Annotated in this window: 20 protein-coding genes and 1 riboswitch; of the genes, 14 read left to right on the top strand and 6 right to left on the bottom strand. The window is 47.6% G+C overall.

The window, feature by feature from the left end:
* Positions 1–16: 16 nt before the first annotated feature.
* Together AC58QC_RS04555 and AC58QC_RS04550 are read left to right on the top strand one after the other, a co-directional pair.
* Complete coding sequence (locus AC58QC_RS04555; RefSeq protein WP_497413991.1) at positions 17–3,133, top strand: glycoside hydrolase; 3,117 nt, start codon at positions 17–19, stop codon at positions 3,131–3,133.
* Between the two features lie 24 nt (positions 3,134–3,157).
* Positions 3,158–3,313, top strand: a complete 156-nt coding sequence (locus tag AC58QC_RS04550; protein WP_497413990.1) for a hypothetical protein — start codon at positions 3,158–3,160, stop codon at positions 3,311–3,313.
* Positions 3,314–3,359: 46 nt separating this feature from the next.
* Here AC58QC_RS04550 and thiC read toward each other — a convergent pair whose 3' ends face one another.
* Together thiC and AC58QC_RS04540 are read right to left on the bottom strand one after the other, a co-directional pair.
* The gene (thiC, locus tag AC58QC_RS04545; RefSeq protein ID WP_497413989.1) at positions 3,360–5,135 is read right to left on the bottom strand and encodes a phosphomethylpyrimidine synthase ThiC; all 1,776 of its coding nucleotides are present in this window, start codon (positions 5,133–5,135) and stop codon (positions 3,360–3,362) included.
* Between the two features lie 93 nt (positions 5,136–5,228).
* Positions 5,229–5,338: riboswitch (TPP riboswitch) on the bottom strand.
* A gap of 128 nt (positions 5,339–5,466) precedes the next feature.
* Entirely contained in the window at positions 5,467–5,703 is a 237-nt protein-coding gene (locus AC58QC_RS04540) for an AbrB/MazE/SpoVT family DNA-binding domain-containing protein (RefSeq protein ID WP_497413988.1), read from the bottom strand.
* Positions 5,704–6,247: 544 nt separating this feature from the next.
* On the opposite strand from AC58QC_RS04540, the gene AC58QC_RS04535 reads away from it, so the two are divergent.
* The 4 genes from AC58QC_RS04535 to AC58QC_RS04520 all read left to right on the top strand — a co-directional run bounded on the left by AC58QC_RS04535 (position 6,248) and on the right by AC58QC_RS04520 (position 9,439).
* Complete coding sequence (locus tag AC58QC_RS04535) at positions 6,248–6,376, top strand: helix-turn-helix domain-containing protein (protein ID WP_497413987.1); 129 nt, start codon at positions 6,248–6,250, stop codon at positions 6,374–6,376.
* Between the two features lie 26 nt (positions 6,377–6,402).
* Entirely contained in the window at positions 6,403–7,482 is a 1,080-nt protein-coding gene (locus AC58QC_RS04530) for a Gfo/Idh/MocA family protein (protein WP_497413986.1), read from the top strand.
* 33 nt (positions 7,483–7,515) lie between these two features.
* Complete coding sequence (locus AC58QC_RS04525) at positions 7,516–8,742, top strand: GNAT family N-acetyltransferase (protein ID WP_497413985.1); 1,227 nt, start codon at positions 7,516–7,518, stop codon at positions 8,740–8,742.
* 163 nt (positions 8,743–8,905) lie between these two features.
* Positions 8,906–9,439: a hemerythrin domain-containing protein gene (locus tag AC58QC_RS04520; RefSeq protein WP_497413984.1), complete on the top strand. Its 534-nt coding sequence runs from the start codon at positions 8,906–8,908 to the stop codon at positions 9,437–9,439.
* 148 nt (positions 9,440–9,587) lie between these two features.
* On the opposite strand, the gene trhO is transcribed toward AC58QC_RS04520, so the two are convergent.
* Both trhO and AC58QC_RS04510 read right to left on the bottom strand, forming a co-directional pair.
* Positions 9,588–10,493 (bottom strand): oxygen-dependent tRNA uridine(34) hydroxylase TrhO, encoded by a 906-nt coding sequence (gene trhO, locus AC58QC_RS04515; protein ID WP_497413983.1) that lies wholly within the window; start codon positions 10,491–10,493, stop codon positions 9,588–9,590.
* A gap of 84 nt (positions 10,494–10,577) precedes the next feature.
* The gene (locus AC58QC_RS04510; protein WP_497413982.1) at positions 10,578–14,372 is read right to left on the bottom strand and encodes a response regulator; all 3,795 of its coding nucleotides are present in this window, start codon (positions 14,370–14,372) and stop codon (positions 10,578–10,580) included.
* A 161-nt stretch (positions 14,373–14,533) separates the two neighbouring features.
* On the opposite strand from AC58QC_RS04510, the gene AC58QC_RS04505 reads away from it, so the two are divergent.
* The 6 genes from AC58QC_RS04505 to AC58QC_RS04480 all read left to right on the top strand — a co-directional run bounded on the left by AC58QC_RS04505 (position 14,534) and on the right by AC58QC_RS04480 (position 21,508).
* Entirely contained in the window at positions 14,534–16,237 is a 1,704-nt protein-coding gene (locus tag AC58QC_RS04505; RefSeq protein WP_497413981.1) for a methyl-accepting chemotaxis protein, read from the top strand.
* 117 nt (positions 16,238–16,354) lie between these two features.
* A complete protein-coding gene (locus AC58QC_RS04500; protein WP_497413980.1) occupies positions 16,355–17,467 on the top strand; it encodes a stalk domain-containing protein in 1,113 nt (370 codons plus the stop codon).
* A gap of 486 nt (positions 17,468–17,953) precedes the next feature.
* Entirely contained in the window at positions 17,954–18,271 is a 318-nt protein-coding gene (locus tag AC58QC_RS04495) for an SPW repeat domain-containing protein (RefSeq protein WP_497413979.1), read from the top strand.
* Between the two features lie 192 nt (positions 18,272–18,463).
* On the top strand, positions 18,464–19,012 hold the full coding sequence (locus AC58QC_RS04490; protein ID WP_497413978.1) for a cysteine hydrolase family protein: 549 nt from the start codon (positions 18,464–18,466) through the stop codon (positions 19,010–19,012).
* An 18-nt stretch (positions 19,013–19,030) separates the two neighbouring features.
* On the top strand, positions 19,031–20,509 hold the full coding sequence (locus tag AC58QC_RS04485; RefSeq protein ID WP_497413977.1) for a nicotinate phosphoribosyltransferase: 1,479 nt from the start codon (positions 19,031–19,033) through the stop codon (positions 20,507–20,509).
* 159 nt (positions 20,510–20,668) lie between these two features.
* Positions 20,669–21,508, top strand: a complete 840-nt coding sequence (locus AC58QC_RS04480; protein ID WP_497413976.1) for an aldo/keto reductase — start codon at positions 20,669–20,671, stop codon at positions 21,506–21,508.
* Between the two features lie 88 nt (positions 21,509–21,596).
* Here AC58QC_RS04480 and AC58QC_RS04475 read toward each other — a convergent pair whose 3' ends face one another.
* A complete protein-coding gene (locus tag AC58QC_RS04475; RefSeq protein WP_497413975.1) occupies positions 21,597–22,388 on the bottom strand; it encodes a hypothetical protein in 792 nt (263 codons plus the stop codon).
* A 152-nt stretch (positions 22,389–22,540) separates the two neighbouring features.
* Positions 22,541–22,753, bottom strand: coding sequence for a hypothetical protein (locus AC58QC_RS04470; RefSeq protein WP_157257133.1), 213 nt, complete (start codon positions 22,751–22,753; stop codon positions 22,541–22,543).
* Between the two features lie 226 nt (positions 22,754–22,979).
* Here AC58QC_RS04470 and AC58QC_RS04465 point away from each other — a divergent pair, with 226 nt between their 5' ends.
* Positions 22,980–23,927: an ABC transporter ATP-binding protein gene (locus tag AC58QC_RS04465; RefSeq protein ID WP_497413974.1), complete on the top strand. Its 948-nt coding sequence runs from the start codon at positions 22,980–22,982 to the stop codon at positions 23,925–23,927.
* Positions 23,924–25,027: an ABC transporter permease gene (locus AC58QC_RS04460; RefSeq protein ID WP_497413973.1), complete on the top strand. Its 1,104-nt coding sequence runs from the start codon at positions 23,924–23,926 to the stop codon at positions 25,025–25,027. The genes AC58QC_RS04465 and AC58QC_RS04460 overlap by 4 nt, the downstream gene beginning before the upstream one ends.
* Positions 25,028–25,455 lie beyond the last annotated feature (428 nt).

Raw genomic sequence — 25,455 nt, 5'->3', positions numbered from 1 at the left:
CTTGGAGGATGAGAGCATGCTTACAACGATCATATTTTACGATCCAACGTTTCCATATGAAGGGATTCGTCCTGACGACAAAGCGGTTGCACAGTTAGGAGAAATAGGAAGATTGGTTGGAGCGGAGGGGCTGAAAGAGGCGCTGCAGCAAGGGGCGGATAATTTCATCCATCTACATGGGCGTTACTTTCCAAAGTCAGCTTGGCATGGAATCCTAGCTCATGCGCGTAAGGGCAAAGGATTCGTACATCTAGGCAGCGCACCCTTCCGCGTACCGGTTTACCAAGGCTCAGAAGGCTGGGAATTGGAGATTGAGCAGACGGCTTACCATCAGCAGCTTCAAATTCATGAAATCCTTTCCGTTGATGACGCACCCATTGCTCGATATGCCGCGAATGCTGAGTTACCATTGCTTGCTGGCATGGAGGAGCTGTTTGCTATCCAACCGACAGTTGGATTTGCCTTACATGTTACACGGACCAATGATCACCCGGGGCAAATTGGTTCCAGCGGTCCGATGGATGCTCACTTCACGCCACTTCTGAAGGGGATTTCAAAGGAGGGACGAGAGGTCGCGGCACCGATCGTGCTTCTTGAGAACACGAAGGGAGCCTATGCGGGCAGCCGTTGGATTTTCGCCAATGTGGTCACTGATGAGGACTTCTGGAGTAACGGAGGGGCTGCGCTAGTGGGCGAGCTGGCTGCTTATACTAAGCGCGGTGTGACGGAAATTTGGTTCAAGCCGAACTATGCCTGTTATGACCCTGGTGACCGTGCTGCCTTGACGGTTCAATTGCAGACGCTAGCGAATCGTACTGGGGGGACTTCAGAGAATGTTGCGTGGACGTTCTATGTCCGAGTATCCAAAGACGGTGCATCAACGCCGATCTGGACGACAGAATTCCAAATGAACGCGTCCCGGGAGCTCTCTTTTAAAAAGGTAAACATGCCTATCGATATTGAAGCGGGTTATTATACCGCGGTATGTCAAGCTGTTGCTAATACGGGGGAAACACGCACATTTAACCAAGGCTTCTGGGGGTATGATGCAGAGCTGCTTCGCGAAGGAACGCCGATGTCCTGTGATCGCGACTACTTCTGGAAGGACGGACGTCCGCTTCCGATCGTTGGGATGACGTATATGACGAGCGATGTGGCAAGGAAATTCTTGTTCCTGCCGAACGTTGCCGTGTGGGATCGAGATATTGCGCAAATGGTCAAAGCGGGCATCAACCTGCTGCGTACTGGCGTGTGGTCGGCGTGGCGTCAAATCATGTTCGTGGACGGGCATCCTTATGAGGAAGTGCTGCGCAGCATCGATGCTTTCATTTTGACATGTAAAAGACATGGGATCGAAGTCACTTTCAATTTCTTCTCTTTTACACCGGAGCTGTGGGAGGGCGTGAATCCGTATTTGGATCCGCGCAGTGTGGAAGCGCAGAAACGGTTTATTTCTTCCGTGGTGTCCAGACATAAGGAAACGACGAATGTGCATTGGGATCTGATCAATGAGCCATCGATGTTTAATCCGAGTAAGCCTTTCAGAGGTCCGCAGTCCGCTCATGATCCTTTTGAACGGGAGGCCTATGTAGCTTGGCTGGAGGAGCGTCATGGGGATATTCGCAAGCTGCAAGAGCGTTGGAATATGTCTCCTGCGGAGCTGCCTAGCTTTGCTAGCATCCGATTGCTTGATTCTTCCGAGGTGAACATGAGCACTACGGAGACCGTGGAGAAAAAAGGCGCACCATGGCTGGACTACACCCTGTTCACCATGGACATGCACAATCGGTGGGCGAAGGAATTGATCGCGACAATTCACAGTATTAACCCGGCCCAGTTGGCCACAGTGGGCCAAGATGAGGGCTTAGGGGCTCAGCGGCCATCGCCTTTCTTTTACGCAGAAGCTGTGGATTATACAACGGTGCATACATGGTGGTTGATGGATCAATTGGTGTGGGATGGGATTTTCTCCAAGGCACCAACGAAGCCGAGCTTGATTCAAGAAACGGGCATTATGTACGTAGAGACTGCGGATGGACGCGCGAAGCGTTCGGAGTATGAGCTGCGTAATATTTTGGAGCGTAAATATGCGTATGCATTCTCGACAGGTGGCGCGGGAGCTGTTCAATGGATTTGGAATATCAACTTCTATATGAACAATATCAATGAGTCGCATATCGGAGCGCTTCGTGCAGACGGTACAGAGAAACCGGAGGCGGATGTTTCCTATGATTTCGGGGCATTCATGGGGGAGATTCGTGATCTCTTCGTTGGGCGCAAATTAGAGGACGTCGTTGCTGTGTTCCCGTATTCGAATGATTTTTCCACGCGAAAAGTAGCCGGTGACGCAACAGCTAAGCTAACACGCACATTAGCTTATAGAATGAATGTACCTTTCCGCGGCTTGAGCGAATATCATCTGGAGGCGTTGGCGTTTGATCAGCCGAAGCTGGTAATCGTGCCAAGCGCACACAACTTCAGTGATGCCGCGCTTGAGAAGTTAACGGCGCATGTGCGTGAGAATGGAGGGACGCTCCTCTTTACTGGACCTCTTGGCTTGAATGAGTATTGGGCACCAACTGCTCGTTTGACGGATATCGTAGGCGAAACGGTGCTGAGCAATATTGTACGTGAAGAGGCGATGGTTCTGGACGGTGAGATGGTTCCTGTGTCTTTCGGTGGAGCACGGATCGCTCAGCTGAACAAAGAGGTAACGCTCTCCGATGACGGAGGCTGGAACTCGCAGCATGGTGTTGTTCGCAGCTATGGGCTAGGGAAAGGTCAGCTGATCTGGTGTCCACTACCAGTAGAGCTGGGGGAGCGCGGCGATGTACTTGAGAAGCTATATGCTTATGCCATGAAGCAAGCTGGCGTTGAGGCAGAGCTTACGTGGGTGAAGGGCGGACAGCTGCCGGGCGTTTATGGGCGGAAGCTGAGCTTCGATGCCGGCGCGTTGTTTATCTTCGTCTCGGAGTTCGGCGTCGACACGCAGATCGAAGTGACCGATCCGGCAACGGGTCGGAGCTACGCGTTCGAGCTGGAAGCGGAACGTACCGTGATGTTCGCCGCGAATACTGAGGGCGAGTTGTTGGCGGTGTATCGACCTGATCAGGTTCATGTGGAGCTGAAATAGCAGCTGGGTGGCATAAAAGCTAGGTTGATGATTACTTCAGAAGTTGTTACTTTGCATGGTCTCAGCACGCGAAGCTTTTTCGCCAAGATGTATAAGGAATACGAGATTAGGTTCGGCATAGAGGGAGGCGTCGTTGCTAGTTACGATCTTCTTTTGATCCAAGCTTTGGCAGATGGATAGCAAAGAAAAAGGGTTGCCGCAGCAACCCTTTTTTGTTTACTATTTCTCACGTGTATAGGGCGTGGCCAGCTTTCTTAAACTCTTCCGACTTTTCGCTCATCCCGTTTTCGATAGCTTGAGCTTCTTCAAGGCCTTGTTGCTTGGCGAAGTCCCGGATATCTTGGGAAATTCGCATGGAGCAGAATTTAGGACCGCACATCGAACAAAAATGAGCGACCTTGGCACCTTCTGCAGGTAGAGTCTCATCATGGTATTCAATGGCTCTTTCTGGATCTAAGGATAAGTTGAATTGATCATGCCAACGGAATTCAAAGCGTGCCTTGGATAACGCATTATCGCGATCCATGGCGCCTTTATGTCCTTTGGCTAAATCAGCGGCATGAGCAGCAATTTTATAAGTGATCACGCCTTCACGAACGTCATTTTTATTGGGCAAGCCCAAGTGTTCTTTGGGTGTTACATAGCAGAGCATGGCCGTTCCAAACCAGCCAATCATCGCTGCGCCAATGGCCGACGTGATATGGTCATAACCCGGAGCAATATCTATTGTAAGTGGTCCTAAGGTGTAAAAAGGAGCTTCGTTACAAATGTCAAGTTGTTTATCCATGTTTTCTTTGATTAAGTGCATTGGCACGTGACCAGGGCCTTCTACCATGACTTGTACGTCATGCTCCCACGCGATTTTGGTTAGTTCACCTAAAGTTTCTAGCTCTGCAAATTGGGCTTCATCATTAGCATCTGCAATGGACCCCGGGCGTAAACCGTCGCCTAGTGAAAAGGATACATCGTAGGTTTTCATGATGTCACAAATTTCTTCAAAGTGTGTATACAGAAAGTTTTCCTGGTGGTGAGCGAGACACCAGGCTGCCATAATGGATCCACCGCGTGAAACAATACCTGTTATCCTCTTGGCAGTAAGAGGAACATAACGCAGTAGAACACCTGCGTGAATCGTAAAGTAATCTACACCTTGCTCCGCTTGTTCAATTAGTGTGTCACGGTATACTTCCCATGTTAAATCTTCTGCTTTTCCATTCACTTTCTCTAGTGCTTGATAAATAGGTACGGTACCAATAGGAACAGGGGAATTACGAATAATCCATTCCCGGGTGGTATGAATGTTTTTACCCGTAGAGAGATCCATAATATTATCAGCGCCCCAGCGAGTAGCCCATCTCATTTTTTCCACTTCTTCTTCAATGGAGGACGATACAGCAGAGTTTCCTATATTCGCATTGATCTTCACGAGAAAGTTACGTCCAATAATCATAGGCTCACTCTCAGGGTGATTAATATTTGCGGGGATAATCGCTCTACCACGAGCGACTTCGTCTCTCACAAATTCCGGAGATACATTTTCGCGAATCGCGATATATTCCATTTCGGACGTGATGATACCTTGACGTGCATAATGCATCTGGGTTACATTACGACCTTTTTTCGCTCGCATAGGGTGACGATGTAAGCCTGGAAAAACCTCAGTAACGTACTCGCCCTTGGAATATCCGTTATCTTCCGGTTTAATCGTTCTTCCTTCATATGTTTCAACATCGCCGCGTTCTACAATCCAATTTAAACGATTAGGCCCAATACCTTCACGAATATCGGTTTGGATCTCCTCATCTGTATATGCGCCACTCGTGTCGTAAACACGAAAAGGAGCGTTTTCCTGTTCACCATAGGCTCCAGTGGTAGGATTCAAAGTGATTTCACGCATAGGGACCCTAATGTCCTTTCGTGAGCCCTCGACATAAACTTTTTTACTTCCCGGAAAAGAGGATGTTGATGAAGCGACGTTTTCTTTACTTGTTTCCATTTCCATTTTATTCCTCCTATTAGTTGATTTTGATCAAGCGGAGGATTCATGCAGCGAAAAAGAGACCGCATCTATATTAATAGAGGCGGTCTCCTGGTATACAAAGAGATCTTGTGTTCCTCCGCTGGCATTATCCAGATCAGGTTTAACGGTCGATAGTTATAACTATCCTCTCAGCCTGGTCTCACCAAGCTCCCGTGACTATGCACTTAGATATAAAATCTACAACTAATTCCCAAATTTTGCAATGGTTATTTTGTGAAAAAAAGCCCATCAGGATCATGGAACATCCCTGAAGGGGCTTACTGTTGACTGTGTGCCTTGCTTACGAGAACTGCTAAACAATCCCATCAATACAATTGCCGCAAATGAGCTTCCCTTTGAAATAGGTCATATCCTCAAAATTACCACAGAACACACAAGCAGGCATATATTTCTTAAGCGTAATACGTTCAGGATCCACATAAACCTCGATGGCGTCACCGATCTCAATATGGAGTGTCCGTCGCAGCTCAATTGGCAGAACAATCCGCCCCAGCTCGTCTACTTTCCTTACAATTCCCGTTGATTTCACACGTTAGCCCCCTCTTCGTCATTAACGAATTACCTTCATCACCAAGTCACTGAGCCTCTATTTCTGTATATACTTCTATTCCACATTTGCACTCAAATTCCTTTTATTTACTGAATCTCTTTTAGAGGAGGAACCCATGTCTTTCACCCTGCTGAAAGCGAAAAAAATGTAGCCTGTGGCAATTACCGTCAATGGTGGACGGATTGCTGAAGTGAAGCAGTTTGCTGAGTCACTCGCAGGGGGAATTGCCGATTGCCGCCCCAGGCTTGGTTGATCTACAGATCAATGGGTATGCGGGCTGCGACTTCAACCAGCTTCCATTACACGCGGAAACGGTTAGTCAGATTATCCGCCTGCTCTGGGGGGGACACTTTACACGCCTTCACACAAGGGTTGTTCTATTCCGCCAATTGGCATATGCTTGAATGAAATATGGCTTCGGACAGGTGGTAATCGTATGAACATGGAGAAGGGAATGTCCTATTTTCAACCGCTACTCCAGTCACACGCTGAAGCAGCCCTTGCATAGCTCATTCAGCGCAATATGCATACGATTACCCAGATTGGCTTTCAGGTCGGGTTTCATCATCTCAGCCATTTCATCCGAACCTTCAAAAAACGAACAGGCATCACGCCTACTGAATATAAGAAAACATTTGGACATACACCCTGAATCCATGAAAGAAAGAGGTAGTTGCGATGACTAAGAAAATTGTGAAGGTAGGTATTATTGGGCAAGGCCGCAGCGGGCGCGATATCCACGGTAATTTGCTCGTACAGCTTCCGGAGCATTACCGGATTATGGCGGTTGCCGACTCTATACCGGAGCGTCAGGAGCTTGCGACGAAAGAATACGGCTGCCATGCATACGCGTCCTGGGAGGATATGGTGGCTAATGAGGAGCTGGATCTGATCGTCAATGCCTCCCCGAGTCATCAGCATTTTCCGATTTCGCTGGAGCTGCTAAATCGCGGACTGCATGTCTTGTGCGAGAAACCACTGGCCAAGTCACCCGAGGAGGTGGACCAGCTGATCGAGGCATCCGAGCGCACCGGCAGCATTTTGGCGGTTTTCCAGCAGTCCCGTTACCAGCCAGCCTTCGTACAGCTTCGTAAAGTCATCGAATCCGGCGTGCTTGGACGCATCGTACAGGTTGATTTCAGTCTAAACGGCTTTGCACGCCGCTGGGATTGGCAAACACTGCAGAGCAATAATGGTGGAAGCCTGATGAACACCGGACCTCATCCGCTCGATCAGGCGCTGCAGCTGTTTGGGATAGATGAGCACCCAGAGGTCACTTGTATCATGGACAGAACGAATACCTTCGGTGATGCAGAGGATTACGTGAAGCTGCTTCTGCGCGGACGAGGCAGACCTACAATAGATTTGGAGATTTCATCCAGTTCCGCCTTTCCACATGAACAGTTTAACATTCAAGGGACGAACGGAGGACTTCACGGAACAGGAGATAGGCTGGAGTGGAAATATTTCAAGCCGGAGGAAGCACCTGAGCAAAAGCTGATCAAAGAACCGTTATTCACCATCGATGGAAAGCCCGCCTATTGCAGCGAGATGCTGCCATGGCAAACCGAAAGTTGGGAAGTTTCAATTCCAGGCGGGAAGACAGCTTTCGAGCATATGACAGAGAAGCTGTATCTCATTCTGTATGATACCTTAACAGAAGGCAAGGAGCTGGAAATTACGCCTCAGCAAGTGCGCAGACAGCTGTGGGTCATGGAGGAATGCCGACGCCAAAATCCACATATTTATGCGGAATGAGCGTAATTAGCAAATAGGATAAAAGGAGGCACTATGGATCAGATCAGATTGTTAAAACAGGATGAATTGAAGGACAATCTTGCCTTGTCGGAGTTTGCTTTTCAATTAACGGTATTGCCAGAGGAGCGGGAAGAACGGCTGGCTGTCATGAAGTCCGAGCAGATATGGGGATTTTTCGTTGAGAATCAACTAGCAGCCAAATTAATGATACTGAAGCTGAATATATGGATTAACGGTAAAGCATTTGAGATGGGAGGTATTGCTTCTGTTGCGACATGGCCTGAATATCGCCGTCAGGGAATGGTTGGGCAACTATTGTGCCAAGCGCTGAAGTCGATGAAAGAATCCGGGCAGGTCGTATCCTTTCTAGCGCCGTTTTCCTTCGCATTCTATCGCAAGTACGGTTGGGAGGCTTATAGCGATTACATTCGTTATGAAATTGCGTCCAACCAACTTCCCAAGCCAGAGGTTGCAGAAGGGAGCACACTCCGTCGGATTGAAGCGGATGCTGCGGTGCTGCATCCGATCTACGAGGCGTATGCGAAACGCTTTAACGGCATGCTTGTTCGGACTGAGGCATGGTGGCGCAGGAGAGTTTTCGATAGGAAGAAAGGGATCGTAACCCTATATCTAAATCCTGCTGGTGAGCCAGAAGGCTATATTATTTATCAGGTAAAAGAAAGGGTGCTTACCGTTCATGAGCTAATTACCCTAACTGAGGATGCCAATCGCGCTCTATGGCGGTTAATCTCCAATCATGACTCGATGATTGACAAAGTGGTATGCCAAGCGCCTCTTGGCGACCATCTGCCTTATTTGTTGGCAGATCCCCGAATCAAGCAAGAGATTATTCCTTATTTTATGGCACGGATTGTCGATGCTGAAGCCTTTCTACGGTTGTATCCATTTAACGCAGTTGCGGATGGTACTGAGGTAAGCAAGCCATTTTATCTTCAACTGCGTGATGGACAGGCTGATTGGAATAACGGGATATTCCGAATTCAACTCGGAAGTAGCGAGGGGAACGACATCGTAAAGCTGAATGAGGAACAAGTGTTCCACATCAGCGGAACCACCGAGCAGGAAGCGGAACGGGACGTCATTTCATGCGATATTCAGACGTTAGCGGCGCTGTTGATGGGCTACAAGCGAGCATCTTTGCTGCATCGCATTGGTCGCTTGCACGGTAACGCAGCTGAGATCGCGAGATTGGAGCGATTTATTCCAGAGCGAACAACATATTTGACGGATTTCTTTTAATTCTTTTAGCTTAATTGAGGTCATCTAGTTTGTTAGACATTCTTTCGCATGTTAACAGCCCCATGCCGCATACAATGATAATGCGGTATGGGGTTTCTGGCGTTACATACAGTGTGAATACTTACGTAGCAAGTTTCAAATGAAACTTTAAGGAGGATGTCGAATGAGTGACCGTTTGAGCATTCAAACGAATCGGGCAAATAATGTGAATCCTAGTGAATTTAGAATGCTAGCCCAGCGTTTGAAGGAGGAGCATGTGCAAATGCGTGAGCAGCTCTCCGACATTCGAACGCTAGCTGCAGCTTTGTACACCCTTGAAGATTGCTCAATTGGAATGTGTCGGCTGATCGAACTTCAGGATGGTATATTATCCCTGGTGGAGGAGTTGGAGCAGCATTCGGAATGGGAGGAGCAAGTCCTGTTCCCGAGTCTGCAGACCTATTTACATCCGACGATGGCCATCTCGGTCTCGCGGTCCATGCATGTATTAGAGCAGGATCATGATTTGGCCAAAAGAGTCGTACAGTCATACGTCAACGGTGTTAATGCCATGAGCGTGCCAATTGACATGGACTTCGTCCATGTGATGGCCTCTGAGCTGCTGACCGCTTGTCTCATTCTACTGAAGCACTTCACGTTGGAAGAAGAGCTTGTCTACCCATTAATTGATCGGATTATGGAACAGATCGCGGAGTAGCGTAGCTATACGGCAAAGAGGACCTTCCTAAGTCAATCGACTTTGGAAGGTCCTTTTGCACAGCTAGCGCCGCTTCTCTGTACTAACTGTAAATATTACATCTATTTCGGGAAAATCCGCCTAGCTCGACGCCTTTTCCAGCTTCCCACTAAGCCTCCAGCGAGCTCAACGTTTTCTCCTCGCACTCCTTGGAACAGAAGCTGTCATGCTCCTCTTCACAAGCCTCGCAGCAAATATGCTTCAAGTGGCACAGATCATTGGCACAGTTGATATAACGATCCTCTGCGGTTCCGCAGTGGTAGCATTTGCCTACAACGATATCTTCGTCTGTGCGGTTGATCGGCACAGAGATGCGCTCGTCGAACACGTAGCACTTCCCATCGAAGAGGCGACCCTGCACATCTTCGTCTTTGCCGTAGGTAACGATCCCGCCGTCGAGCTGGTACACTTCTTTGAAGCCTTCGTTGATGAGGAAACCAGAAAGCTTCTCACAACGGATGCCGCCTGTACAGTAGGTGAGGATAGGCTTGTCCTTAAACTCCTGCAGATTGTTGCGAATCCACTCTGGGAATTCCTTGGTCGTTTCAACCTCAGGACGAATGGCGCCACGGAAATGTCCGATATCATACTCATAGTGATTACGGCCATCGAGAACGATGACATCTTCATTTTTGAGCTTCTCATAGAATTCCTTAGGCTTCAGATGCGTGCCTGTCAGCTCATTCGGATTCACATCTTCCTCAAGACGGAAGGTGACGAGCTCCTTTTTCGGACGGACAAAAAGCTTTTTGAAGGCATGCCCTTCATGCTCATCAATCTTGTAAACCATATCTTTAAACAATGGCATGAGATTCATCATCGCCATGTAGGCTTCCGTTTGCTCTACGGTCCCAGAAAGGGTGCCGTTAATGCCTTCCGGAGCAATCAGAATGCGTCCTTTCACTCCGATCTTTTTACAATAAGCCAGATGTTCTCGCGCCAATGCTTCATGATCAGCAACAGCGACAAATTTATAATACAACAAGATGCGGTATGGAGCGCCATGTTCAGTCATAACAATTAACCACCTATACGTATAAAATGACACACTCCATCAAGATGGAGTATACGCATATAGTGACATAAATTTATGTTTTTTTCAATCAAGCAGCAATTTTTGGATCATTTGAAAAGCAGACTTTAGCTCATCCTCAATCAATTGAAGCAAATGGTTCATACCAGGGAGATCTCTTTCTGCTTGTTGCAGCTCCCCTTGCTCCTTCACATAATCCTCCAACTCGCTGGCCGCGGCAAACACTCGATTAGCGGAAAGGTTGCTAGAAGAACCGCGCAGGCTATGCAGCAAGCGAAGCGCTTGCTCAAAGTCCTGAGCATCAATGGCATCTTTCAATTGCGCCATGAGGGGTTTGGTTTGCTCCTGGAATTTGCGCAGTATCTCACGGTAAATCTCGGTTTTGCCGCCAATGCGTTTGAGCGCTTCCGCAATATCAAGATGAGGCACTTCCCGATTCTCCATATGCTGATAGAGCGTGGCTTCAATGGCCCCAAGCAGTCGTTCGGGAATAATGGGCTTGGAAATCATTTCGCTCATGCCAGCTTCCATACAGGCCAATCGATTGTCGAGTGTCGAATCCGCTGTTATGGCAATGATGGGAATGTGCGCCCATTTCGGCTCAAGACGAATACGCTTGGTCGTTTCTATGCCATCCAACTCAGGCAAGTGGATATCCATCAGAATCAAATCATACGTATGATTCTCCAAATCATTCAACGCCTCGAAGCCGTTGCCAGCCAATTGGATGCGGCAGTTCATCATACTTTCCAACAGAGAACGCGCAACAGTTTGGTTAATTTCATTATCTTCTACAATCAGAATGCGAAGAGGATCTTCATCCGGCGAGGATAAAGGGAATAACGTTGACGCATTTTCACTAGTTTGCTTACGCGTCTCAGACGGAGTGGTAGGAACGATCTCCTTTTCAGCATGAAGAGACTCTAGCGTCTTGTATAACAGACTTCGGGAAATGGGCTTGACCAGAATGGCATCTGGGGCTGCTTCGGCGGGAAGCTGTTCGAGCGCATCTCTACCTGATAAAGAGGTATAGATAATGGTTCTAATCCCTTGACGTTGACTAGCTGCCAGCATGGTCAGCCACACGTCCTCCCCGTACATATCATCGGCTTCCATATCTAACAAGAGGATGTCAAATGGTATATGGGCAATGACTTGCAGAGCTTCCTTCCACGAGTGGACGCCAGCCGCGTCCGTACACATGGACTGAAGGCTTTGGACGAGCACCATATTGAGTTCAGGATGGTCTTCCACGACGAGTAAGGCGAGCGGCAAGGGAATGAACGATTTGCTGATCGGTAGGTATAACGTGAAAGTGAGAACGACTAGAAATTCACTCCCCGTACCATGCGTACTGGATACAGAGATAGAGCCGCCCATATTTTCGATAATGTTTTTGGAGATCACAAGCCCAAGGCCGGTTCCCCCGTATTTGCGACTAGTCACTTCGTCACCTTGGACAAAGGGTTGAAACAAATTGACCATTTGCTTCTCATCCATACCAATTCCGGTGTCTGTGATGCAGAAACGGAGTGTAACCTCATTCTCTCGCAGCTGGTCCACTTGAACACGCAGCGTGACAGTTCCTTGCTCGGTGAATTTAATCCCATTGCTGGATAAGTTCAGGAGCACCTGATAGAGTCGCAAGGAATCTCCGATGAGTCCGACAGGCACATGGTCAGGTATGTCGCATATGAAATCCACAGGCTTATGACCGAGCAGCACGCTAAGTGTTTCACACACGCGATCAATGGTTTCATCCAGCTGAAAAGGGTGATGTTCAATCACCAGCTTATCTACCTCCAGCTTAGAAAAGTCCAGAATGTCGTTAATGATATGTGAAAGTGATAGGGAGGAACGCGAGATTTTGTGTATATAGTCCTTCTGTAATTCCGTCATAGCTGTTTTCTCAAGCAGATGAGAAAGTCCTACGATCCCATTGAGAGGTGTTCGTATTTCGTGGCTCATTCTCGCAAGGAACACGCCTTTGGCCAAATTGGCCTCATCCGCTTCCTGCTTTGCTAGAATTAACTCCTCTTTGGCGTGGACTTGCTCCGTTATATCTCTCGTAATTGCCGAGAAATACAGCTCTCCATTATCGAGGGGGACGTGAGGGACAATGATAAAAGAAACAATAATGCGACGTTGTTTCTTCGTCACGACCTCATCTTCGAATTCCCAGAAGCCATCTCGGATGGCCGTTTGAAGACCTGCTTCGAAATTAATGTCATTCAGAATTTCAACAATCTCATGGAAATGTGTACCTGCATAATCGGTGTCGTCCAACCCCAACGAATGGATGCCAGCTGGGTTTATATAGAAGATATACCCAGTCTGATCAAAGGTGAGAATGGCGTCCCGTGCGCTCTCCACGATGGTGAGTAGTCGATCTTTCGTCTCATTACTTTCTTTAATGTCACTAATGTCGCGTGCAATCAGGACGTATCCTTTTAAGTCACCGTTCGGATGCGTGATGCAGCTAACACTAGCTTGCACATAGATGCGAGTGCCGTCTTGGTGATACCAGGTCCATTCGGAATCCTCTTTCAGGTGGCGCAAGGAACGAATCACCAGTGTTGTACAGTCAGCAGGTATCGTCTCTCCTAGTTCAGCGGAATACTGCGCAGCTCTTTCGTTAAGTTGCTTTTGGTCCAACCAGATAATTGGAGAAACAATCTTCTGTACATCAGCTAAGCGATACCCGAGCATCTCAGTCGCTCTGCCGTTAAGATGGTTAATTAGAAAATTCGGATCCATGACGATCATGGCATATTGATTGTGCCTGATAAAAGCTTCAAACGGCTCGAAGAGCTCGCGGATATTCTCCATCATGCCATTAACAGAAAGGGCAAGGGCACCTAATTCATCTTTGCTGGTAAACACGATGGGCTTCGTGTGGAAATCACCAGCAGCGACTGCTTCGGTCACTTGGAGGATTTGTTTAATCCTTTTGATAATCAGGTTGTTCATTGTGAGATAAATAAGGAAAAAAATGAAAAGCGCTGTCATCGCGATTATGCTTACGGTCGACCAAAGGAGAGGACTCGTGGGGGCTTCAATCGCGGCGATCGGCATGGAATAAGTAAGGAACCAGTTTAATTGGGGGATACGTGCATAGAACCATCTAGTCTTGTGACCGCGAAGAAAGGATTCGTCAATAAAGCCACTTCCCTCACGTAATGCCTTTTGAAAAGAGGGTCCGAGTTCAGGATATTTAGAGAAAATGTTCATCTTTAGAATATTAACCGTGTCGGTAGCATGTAGAGTGAGGCCTTCTCGATTCACGATCAGCATCTCGCCGTTTTCAAAAGGAGCAACTAAATGTTCTTCAAACACAGGCGCGGCTTTCAGAGAAACATCGATGATACTAACGACATTATGTTGATCATCAAAGATGGGGACCGTGATCGAGATTACGTAGACGTCATTCATTTTACTAAAATGGGGATCGGAAATGAAGGTGTTTCCTTGCAAGGCTTGTTTGAACCTGGGCTCGTCTGAAATGGAGATCGTTATGCCAGATGTAAATTGAAGGGTACCTGACAAATCACCAATAGCCATAGCGTGATAGCGATTATCAACGGATTGTAACTCATGGCTCAGGAAATTAAGTCGTTCGGCTTGTGTACCCTGTTTCATAATACTTACCCGACTGATGAGCTCTACTTCAGCCAAACGAATGGACAAGAAATCATACAAATTTCGAGCAGAGTTAGATACAGAGGTCATGGATTGTGTATTTATTTGCTGTAACAGCTTATTTCTTGAGAGTGTATAGTTGGTAATTCCTACGACAATAAGGGAGATCGAGGTGATAAGAACGAGCCAGGCAACCAGTTTAAAGCGCAAGGATGATAACATGAATAGCCTCCGGAAGCATTGTAATTGTTAAAAAAACTCATAGTTTAAACATGTTTAGAACAGAACAAATTTAATGAATTCTTTCTATGATATATCCAACAGATGAAAGGGGTATACACGAGGCTTTCGATAAACATACAAGGTATAGGGGGAATTTAGAAATGCAATTTACCGTACGCACAAAATTAATTATGGTATTTACGATCATTTTACTGATGGTTGGGGGAATAAGCTGGACGGATATGAGTCGTATGGGCGCGCTTAAAGATAGCAATAAGAAGCTCGTGGAGAATTGGATGATGGGTATTCAAGTCATAGAGGAAATTCATTATAACTCCGAGCATGCACTAACCGTGTACAGGGGGAAGAGGCTAGAGCCTGATGTGAAAAAGCATGAACCTTTAGACAAGGAATTAACAGCAACACTTACACGAATCGACAATTTGTTAGGAAAATATAAGGGAACTTTAGCAAGTGAAGAAGATGCTGTGCATCTGCAAGAGCTTACACTGAATTGGGAAGCGTTTAAAGCTGCATTTCTAGCGAATACACAACAATCTGGTGATCCAACGAGTAAAGCAGCAACAGATAGTCAACTGGCCATGTCGGCTGCATTCGTGAAGGCTCAAAAGTCGATGTCTGACATGGTTTCCTTCAACCAGGAGGGTGGACTTCTAGCAGAGCAAGACAGTCAGAAGGTGTACCGTGAGAGTGTGAGAATGTCGGTAACTGTATTGTCAGTGATGATCCTGTTCATGATCGCAGCCTGTTATATGCTGGTAAGAATGATTTCCGTTCCTGTTCGCACAGCTTCCCTATCATTGAATCGTATTGCGAATGGTGATCTAACCGTTGAGCCCATTAGTGTCAAAAATAAAGATGAGATTGGACTGCTTGTTGGAGCTGTCAATCAAATGGTTCATCATTTGCGCCATTCTGTGGAGCAAATGCAGCAAGCCTCAACCAGTGTCGCAGCTTCATCACAGCAGCTATTCGCCAGTTCCGAGCAGAACACATCGGCTTCGCAGCATGTCGCGGTTTCGGTGCAGGATTTTGCGAATGGGGCTGATGTACAAGCTCAAAGCTCTGTTGAGTGCGGCAGAGCCATGGAAGAAATGGCAGCAGGGATCTCGCGTATTGCTGAAACGACCTCAGATGTTTCGGAGTTATCCATGACGGCTACGAATATCGCTGAGCAAGGCACACATGCAATGGGACGTGTAGTTAATAAAATGCAGGCCGTAAGCACATCTGTTGATGCAGCCAATCAGGTGATTCAAGAGCTGGAAAGACATTCACAGAGCATCGGTCAGATCTCAACGCTAATCGGGAATATTGCCTCACAAACGAATTTGCTTGCTTTGAATGCAGCGATTGAAGCTGCGCGTGCGGGCGAAAGCGGCAAGGGTTTTGCTGTTGTAGCTGGAGAGGTTCGTAAGTTGTCTTCTCAAACCGATGATTCGGTTCGTGAGATCTCAGAGCTCATTACTTCGATACAAAGAGATTCAGCACGTGCGGTTGGGGTTATGAACAATGGACGGACTGAGGTACAGGAAGGACTGCATGAGGTAAGCATTGCCGAGAAGGCCTTTGGTCAAATCGTACAAGCCTCGCAAGAAGTGGCGAGCAAGATTCAAGAAACAGCGGCTGCAGCGCAACAGATGGCAGCTAGCTCCGAAGAAGTGGCGGCCACAGTTGCCCAAGTAGGCTTCGTTGCACAGCAAACCTCAGGTACAGCGCAGTCCATCGCAGCAGTTACCGAAGAACAGCTGGCTTCTGCCGAAGAAATTACAGCGTCAGCCAAAAATCTTGCCGTAATTGCCACAGATCTGAATCAAGTGGTGGGTACTTTCCGCCTTTCATGAAAACTATTTGTGAACAAAGTGTGACGGTCGGACTTTTTCGAATGATGGTGCGTCTTGTTATCGTGAAGGTTAGAACAAGAGAGAAAAACACGATAACTTAGAAGGAGCGAATAACAAATGAAAAAAAATCCGTGGAACATGTTGAAAATGGGTGTTGTTGGTTGTGCGATGCTTGTAGGTGTGAGCGCATCTGTATTGCCTGTAGCAAGCCTTGCTTCGGCAGATACCGTAGTAGCCATTTCTGCTGATCTCGTCGCGTCAGTCACGATTAAAGAAGTGGTGCTTACTTCGAAGAATGCAGATTTAAAAACAAACATCAAAGTGCCGCAGCTGACAGGCATGCAGGATACAAGATATCAGGATGAGCTGAATGACATTCTGCTTTCACATGCCAACAAAGATTTAGCAGCTTGGGAAAAGGATGCTACAGAGGCTGCAGCTGCAGCGAAAGAGCATGGATATACGTATCGTCCTTACGAGCTTACGATCACGTATGAACTGAAATCCGACGGCACAGGAAACCCAGCAGGAGTTGTCTCACTTGAAGTTACAACATACGGCTCAACAGGCGGTACGGGCATGCCAAGAGTGGATACGTATAATGTCTTGAATGCAGTTGAGGCTCAACGTGTCACACTCCAAGATTTACTTGGTGCGGACTACAAGGCAACAATCGATGCAGGTGTTACTGCCAAAATAAATGAGAACCCGAAAAATTTCTTTAAGGATCAATTTAAAGGAATCAGCATAGAGCAAGGCTTTTATGTAGAAAAAGGGGAAGCAGTCGTGGTATTCCCGAAATATTCGATCGCTCCCGGTTCATCTGGAAGCCCAGAATTCCGCTTCAGCTTGCCTGAAAATATGACAATCAAGCCAAATCCTGTGCCGCTGCCTGGTGCAGATAAAGTGAAAGTGGATCTGGTAACAAGTGACGTTGTTCAAAATGCGGACGGAGTTTTACTCATTCCTTTCCGTAAAGTAGCCGAAGGGCTTGGCTACACCGTGAAATGGAATCAAGATAAGTACGCTGCTGAACTGACGAAGGGTGCGCAGTGGACGAGTGTGAGCGTGGGGAAAGACAGCTATTTCTTTGCCAAAATGGCGCCAGTTGCGCTAGGAACAGCTCCAGTCATTCTGAACGATTCCCTCTATGTACCTGTTAACTTCGTAACGGATATTCTCAAAGCCGATGTGACATCTGTTTCGACAGGACTTCATATCGAGCAATAAGAGGGAAATAGAATAAGTGAATCAAGGGGGTTGGTTGGTCGTTAGACTAACCAACCTTTTTATGTACGAACAATTCGACTAAATTGTAGGCGGCAGTGGCGAAATAGTTGAAAGAGCCTTAAATTGCTGCATATCCGCTGCGTCTGGCGGGATCACTCCCTTTACGCCCTTTTTGAGCGTAAAGGGAGTGATCTCAAGGCACGTGTGCGTCAATAAGGCCCGAAAAGGGCCTTAAAGTGCTGCAAACTCGCAGCGTCTGGCCAGATCCCAAGCTTTAACGACCTTTTTGGGCGTTAAAGGAGTGATTTCAAGGCACGTGCGTGCCAATAAGGCCCGAAAAGGGCCTTATAGTGCTGCATATCCGCATCAACGGTTGGGATCCCAAGTTTTTAGGGGGATTTAAGATAATCAGGTACTATTTCTGGCACACAACTTGTAAGCGTTTGCATATACTGTAACATCCCGCATTTAGGAGGTGTGATCGGTATGTATCTCAAAAATAGTTTGTCGGCGCTCATGGGTCTGTGGTTCTTGTTGACTCCTTGGGTGTTTGGATTTGGAGATGTAACCAATGCGCTTTACACCTGTGCACTGTTCGGAAGTCTACAATTCGTAAGCTCGATGCTAGCTCTGGGGAAAACTGGGAAGCATATGTGGCAGAACTGGGTTTGTGTCGCCACCGGCGCCATTTTTATCGTATTCCCCAATGTATTTCATCTTTCATTTATGGCATTTCTCTCATTCGTTGCACTTGGGTTTATGACGATTCTCATTAATTACGACAATCTGTACCCGGATTCGTAATAATTTCGCATATGTCTGTTGAAAAGCGAATTCTATTATGTCATAATGAAATTATCGAAATGATAATATGGAGCGAAGCGCCAGCTTTCCGATCCTGTGCCTCAGCTGTCGATTTACAGTTAGGCTTTTCTTTTTAGTTAATGATAAAGTCGTTATAATAATATTACATATACAATATAAGGAGTGGTGAACATGAAAGCTTTGATTCTCATTGATTATACAGTGGATTTCGTCGTTGGAAAGCTGCCCTGCGGGGATCCAGCTGTCGCAATTGAAGCTCGGATGTGTGAGCTAACCAATAGCTTTATTACACAAAAGGATTTTGTTGTGATGGCCATTGATTTACATGAGGAAGGGGATCCCTACCATCCTGAGACGGCCTTGTTCCCACCTCACAATATACGTGATACGGAGGGGCGGGAGCTCTACGGTCGGCTAAGAGATGTGTATGAAGATCATAAGATATCGATCTATTGGATGGACAAAACGAGATATAGTGCTTTCTGCGGGACAGATCTTGAGCTGCAGCTCAGAGCGAGAGGTATTCAGGAGCTTCATCTAGCAGGCGTATGTACAGATATTTGTGTCTTACATACGGCGGTGGATGCGTATAATAAAGGTTTCTCCCTCATCATTCATGAGGATGCGGTTGCCAGCTTTGATGCGCAAGGCCATGACTGGGCGTTGAGGCATTTTGAACATACACTAGGGGCTAAGGTTGTTCGGGATTGGGAAAATTAACTAACGAGGTAATGCGCAATGGAAGGGATGAATCCGATGAATTGGCACGCGATGCATGCAATGAATAACTTAACGCTGCATACCGATAAATATCAAATTAACATGATGTACGCCCACTGGTTACAAGGGACACATACGGAGAGAGCTGTGTTCGAGGTGTACTTCCGCAAGCTGCCTTTTGATGGGGGATATGCGGTCTTCGCTGGGCTGGAGCGGGTGATTCATTATGTGCAAAGCCTGCATTTCGGCGAGGAGGAAATCGCTTATTTACGCATCCAAGAGGAGAATTATCAGGAAGAATTCCTTGATGCGCTTCGTGCTTTTACGTTCAAAGGCGATATACAAGCCATCCCCGAGGGAACGCTTGTATTCCCCAATGTGCCGCTAGTGCGCGTTATCGGCAGTATTTTTGAGGCTCAGCTCGTTGAGACGGCGATTCTCAACTTCGTGAACTTTCAGACGCTCATCGCGACCAAAGCCTCGCGTATGAAAGGCGTTGCTCCGCACGATGTGCTGATGGAGTTCGGCACCCGGCGCGCCCAAGAGGCAGACGCCGCCATCTGGGGCGCAAGAGCAGCCTATATCGCGGGGTTCCACGCGACATCGAACCTCAGAGCCGGGATGCTGTTCGGCATCCCGACCAAAGGCACGCACGCTCATGCGTGGGTGCAGGCCCACGACACGGAAGCGGAATCCTTCCGTGCGTATGCCGAGGCCCTGCCCGAGCAGGTAACGCTGCTCGTGGACACCTACGACACGCTGCGCAGCGGTGTGCCGAATGCAATTGCTACGGCGCGGCTGCTCGCGAGCCGCGGCAAGCGCTTGAACGCCATTCGCCTCGACAGCGGCGATTTGGCGTACTTGTCCCAGCAAGCGCGGCGCATGCTGGATGAGGCGGGCTTTCCGGAGGTGAAGATTGTGGCATCCAATGACTTGGATGAGCACATCATCGCCGGGCTGAAAGCCCAAGGGGCTAAGATCGACAGCTGGGGCATTGGCACCCAGCTGATTACAGCGGCCGACCAGCCTGCGCTGGGCGGCGTGTATAAGCTTGTTGCCCGTGAGAAGGACGGCGTGTTCGTGCCGGTCATTAAGATTTCGGGCAACCCGGAGAAGGTGTCGAATCCGGGCTTCAAGGAAGCCTACCGGATCATGAACCTGACGACGGGCAAAGCGGAAGCTGATTATTTGGCTTTGCAGGATGAGGTGGATATTCGGGAAGGCATGGAAATAAAGCTATTCGACCCCATCCATCCGTATCTTTTCAAATATATCGAGGATTATGAGGCGATTCCGCTTTTGAAACCGATTTTCGAGAGCGGCAAGCTGGTCTATGAGCTGCCAACCTTGGAGCACATTCGTGACTACCATGCAGAGCAAATGAAAACGGTTTGGCCGCAATATCTGCGGATGCTGAATCCCGAGGTGTATCGCGTCAATTTGAGCGCAGCCTTATGGCAGCTGAAAATGGATTTAATTCATGCGCATCAAAATTAACTAGATTCAGCCTGCAGGCTTCAGTCGGTTCCGCTATCCTCTCTCCTGCTTCCTTCTAGCGTAGATTTTGGAAAATCCCGACTTGGGTGGTATGATTAATAGGAGCTACACGGTAAAGATGCGCTCATTCTAATCTTATTCCGATGGAGGTTGTTAGCAATGTCTACGCAAGCGAATCAAGCATTAACAGCTGGAGTTACACTCAACAATGGTGTACATATGCCTTGGCTGGGGCTCGGTGTTTATAAAAGCAAAGAAGGTCAAGAGGTCATTGGAGCGGTTCAAACCGCTTTGCAATTAGGGTATCGAAGCATTGATACAGCTGCTGTATATCGCAACGAAGAAGGCGTTGGTCAAGGTTTGCGTCAAAGCGGCGTTCCGCGTGAGGATATTTTCGTCACCACGAAGGTGTGGAACGCGGATCAAGGCTACGAGTCTACACTGCAAGCATTTGAAGCAAGCCGCAAGCGGCTTGGTTTGGAGACGATTGATCTTTACTTGGTGCACTGGGCTGTGTCCGCGACGTACCGAGAAACCTGGAAAGCGCTGGTCCACCTTTACAAAGAGGGGCATGTTCGTGCGATTGGCGTGAGCAATTTTCAAATCTCTCATTTAGAGCATGTGATCGAAGATACGGGTGTTATTCCTGCGGTTAATCAAGTGGAGTATCATCCGGAGCTTTCGCAAAAGGAGCTGCTCACGTTCACACGTGAACGGGGCATTCAATTAGAAGCGTGGAGCCCGCTTATGCAGGGTAAGCTGAATCAGCCTGAATTGGCGCAGCTCGCTGCTAAATACGGCAAATCAGCAGCGCAAATTGTGCTGCGTTGGGACATTCAGCATGGCGTCGTGACGATTCCGAAGTCTGTGACCGAGCATCGTATTCGTGAGAATGCGGACATTTTCGATTTTGAGCTGAGCGCTGAGGATATGGCTTTGATCGATTCGATGAATAAGAATCAGCGTATCGGTCCGGATCCGGATAACGTAACGTTCTAGATGGTTTTTCATAAATATCAAAGAGGAAACGCCCGCTTTCGTGGGGTTTCCTTTTTTTATTGCTTGGGAAGGTTTCTCCTCCCTCCGCTTATTTCAATAGAGCAATCATTTGATAGACCTCGCGATGATCGCCTGGCAGTAAGAAATTCGCGACCTTCAGCTGTGAGGAGCCGTCTCCATCAAGGAAAAGCCCATCGACGAGTTGATTCTCCCCTACTTGCTCCTGTACCGCTGTACGGAACTCTTCGCCTGTACATGGCGTTGGTGCTACAACAAGATACACATTGTTGAATCGATCATACACGATACCAGAGCGCATGCGCTTTTCGTTAATCACGGGCATTTCTTCTGAGATCGCTTGCTCGGCCCAGCCTAATGGGTTCGTAAGTCCCATGCTTACACCGCCCTGCGCCCAATATCGCGTGCGGTCCATCACCTTCAGCTCGCTCGCATTTTCAACCACTTGGACTGTAAAGGTTTGCGCCTTCTCGTCCCACACCAGTGTTCCTCGTTTCCGATCCGTATTGTACCAGCCAGAGCCGTAATCGCCGGGTTGCCCCTTTACAGGCAGATCATTGGTCACAGCGATGCTCAGCAAATACCCCTGCCAGAAAAAACCGCCATTAATCCCATTGTCCTGTCGATCGGTCACATTATCTTTAATTGCTTTGAGTCCTATGTTTTCAGGTGATGTTTGGATAACGTGAAGAAGGACGCCATTCGTTGCGGGTTTGATGCTGTACTCGGTCGTCGCTAGTGGAGGCGGTTGTGAAGTCGTGTGAAGACCCCAGATTAAGGTCCATACAAAGCTAGTTAACATGATGAGTAGATAGATTAGTAGCTGAGCAGCATGATCTTTGAAAAGGCGGATAACGTTCATAGAGTTCTCCATCCCAGCTGTAGTGGTCTCTTTCTATTAGTCTATGAATAGAGTAGAGGCAATATGCCTATTTATCTACGAAAAAAAAACGCTTACGAAGGAAACTACCATTCGTAGGCGTTGGTCACCAAACATCTATGTAACGACTTAAATTAGAAAATAGGTATACGTGCCTTATTTCCATCTGTGGCATATAAAATCGCTTCCGAGCTAAATAAATCTACACGCTCTAACGAATTAACTAAATTCATGGTGGTGAATTTGTTATGGCGAAGTGCGTTGATCAAGGAAGGAATTAACTTATGGTCCGTGCCGACGAAATTAACAGAAATCGGCTTTTTATTAAATAAAATATTCATTCTCACTTCAACACATCTCCTTCTGAAATTGATTAAGTAGATATTAAGATTATCATATCTTTCTCAATAAGTTCGTCGATTGACGGTGTCGGAATTTCACTAGTTCTGTCAGTAGAAGTTTGAGAGATAGTTGTTTTGGAGAGTGCTCCTCTATGAGAAAGTGTAACTGTGCGTTCATTTGTTATATAATAGGGTGAGTTAGTAAAAAATGGAAGAGAAGGGGGCTAGCTTGATGGAGTCTTCACATATTGTTATTGAAGCGGATGGTTTAATTAAAAATTATGGATCCTTCCAGGCGGTGCGAGGTGTTAATTTTCAGGTCTATCAAGGCGAGGTATTTGGTTTGCTTGGTCCTAATGGCGCTGGGAAAACGACAACGATGGAAATGATCGAAGGGCTGCGGAAGCCTGACGGCGGGCGCGCCATTGTGGCCGGATTTGATACGCAGAAGGATTTGAGCAAGGTCAAGGAAGTCATCGGTGTTCAGCTGCAGTCGACGTCATTATTTGAGCTGTTGACGGTTGAGGAAATCATGAGGATGTATGCTAGTTTCTACCCGAGCTCAGTTCCGATTAAGCCGCTGTTAGAAGATATGACGTTGGTTGATAAAAGAAACGGCCGCGTCAAGCATCTATCAGGCGGGCAAAAGCAGAGGCTTGCCATCGGTCTTGCACTTTTGAATGATCCTAAAGTTATTTTCTTGGATGAGCCTACAACGGGGCTAGATCCGACGGCAAGACGAACACTGTGGGAGATCATTCTGAAGCTGAAAGAGCGAGGCAAAACGATTGTGCTGTCTACTCATTATATGGAAGAAGCGCATGTGCTTTGCGATCGCATTTGTTTAATGGATCAAGGCAAGGTCGTCGCCCTGGATACGCCTCGTAATCTAGTGAGCAGCTTGCAATCCGATAGCGCGATCGAGTTCAGACTGCAAGAATTGGCGGAAGTAGACAAGGTATCAGTTCTTGAAGAGCTTCGCGATATCCGTGAAGTAAAGGGAATCGATGTGCGTAAGGACGTATTCGTCCTCTATACAGATAAGCTTCAGGAATCATTAATCGATCTCATTGAGAAAAGCGCTGGCGGTCGATGGCAATTGGCTGACTTGCAGACACGTACGGCTACGCTGGAAGATGTGTTTATTTCCATGACAGGAAGGAGCTTGAAAGAAGAATGAATGCCTATATCCAATTGACGTTAAGCCAGCTTCGGTTTTTTGTGCGTAATCGACAAGTGCTTGTATTTACCTTATTCATGCCGCTATTCTTCATGATTATGCTCGGCTCCTTTCTAGGCAAGGGGAATGATATCATCTTAGACGGCGTTGTCATTGACCAGGATCAAAGTGCGGAATCCAGAATTATGGTGGAGGCACTTCAAACCAATAGTATTCTGAAGCTAAAGCCCTCCGATGACATGGATAAGTCGCTGGAGCAGCTGAAGCATGGGGATCAGAAACTGGTTGTGATTATTCAGAAGAATTACGGTGAGGCTGTTGCTAAAAAAGGAGCAGATAACTCGAAGGCTAGTTTCCTTCAGGTTTACTATGATCAAACCAACCAGCAGAGTGCACAGATCGGATTGCAAACGGTCGGGCAGGTGGCTGATGGTGTTTCTAAGCAAATTTCTAACTACATCCCAATTGTTAAGATCGAGCCCGTGGGCGTTCAAGCTTTGCAGCTTCGCTACATCGATTTCCTTGTTCCGGGGATCCTGGCGATGATGATCATGACCAACAACTTAAACGGCGTCTCAGGGCAAATCGCTTCCTGGCGGGAGCGGGGGGTGTTGCGACGGATGCAAAGTACACCACTGAAGGCCTCAACGTTCATCGCCGCGCAGATTACCGCGCGCCTTGTGATGAACACGGCGCAAGCCTTGATCGTGCTGCTAGTAGGCGCCTTGATATTCGGGACGCAGGTGAATGGCTCGTGGTGGCTGCTTCTGCTGTTTATCGTCATGGGTACCTTGACGTTCATGTCCATCGGTTTCATCATTGCCGGTGTGGCCAAAACCCCTGAGAGCGCCGGGCCGATTTCCGGGTTGATCTCGTTTCCGCTCATGTTCTTAGGCGGCGTGTTCTTCTCTGTATCCAGCATGCCGGAGTTCTTGCAGCCGATCGTGAAATCGATCCCGATTACTCAGCTCAGCACTGCCCTTCGGCAGGTTATGAATGTTGGCGCAGGCTTCGGGGAGCTGTGGCAGGAAGGGCTGATGCTGGCCATCTGGCTGGTCGTGTCGTTCATTGTGGCTACGTTCACGTTTAAGTGGGAGTAGGAGTAGGCTGAGCCACTGGAACACCAATTTTAACTTGAATTTAATCGCCGTCCTGCTGCTGTAAGGATGTTTTTCACCGTTACAAGCAAGCTAACCGGCGGATTTCTCGCCGTATTCGAGCTGTAAGCGTGTTTTTCACCGTTACAGCAGGCTAATCGGCGGATTTCTCGCCGTATTCGAGCTGTAAGCGTGTTTTTCACCGTTACAGCAAGCTAATCGGCGGATTTCTCGCCGTATTCGAGCTGTAAGCGTGTTTTTCACCGTTACAGCAGGCTAACCGGCGGATTTCTCGCTGAACTCGAACTGTAAGCACGTTTTTCGCCGTTACAGCAAGCTAATCAGCGGATTTCTCGCCGTATTCGAGCTGTAAGCGTGTTTTTCACCGTTACAGCAAGCTAACCGGCGGATTTCTCGCTGAGCTCGAACTG

The sequence above is a fragment of the Paenibacillus sp. J22P51 genome, assembly GCF_059692215.1.
Note: the sequence above shows the minus strand (reverse complement) of the source record. Positions and strands in the feature narration are given on the sequence as shown.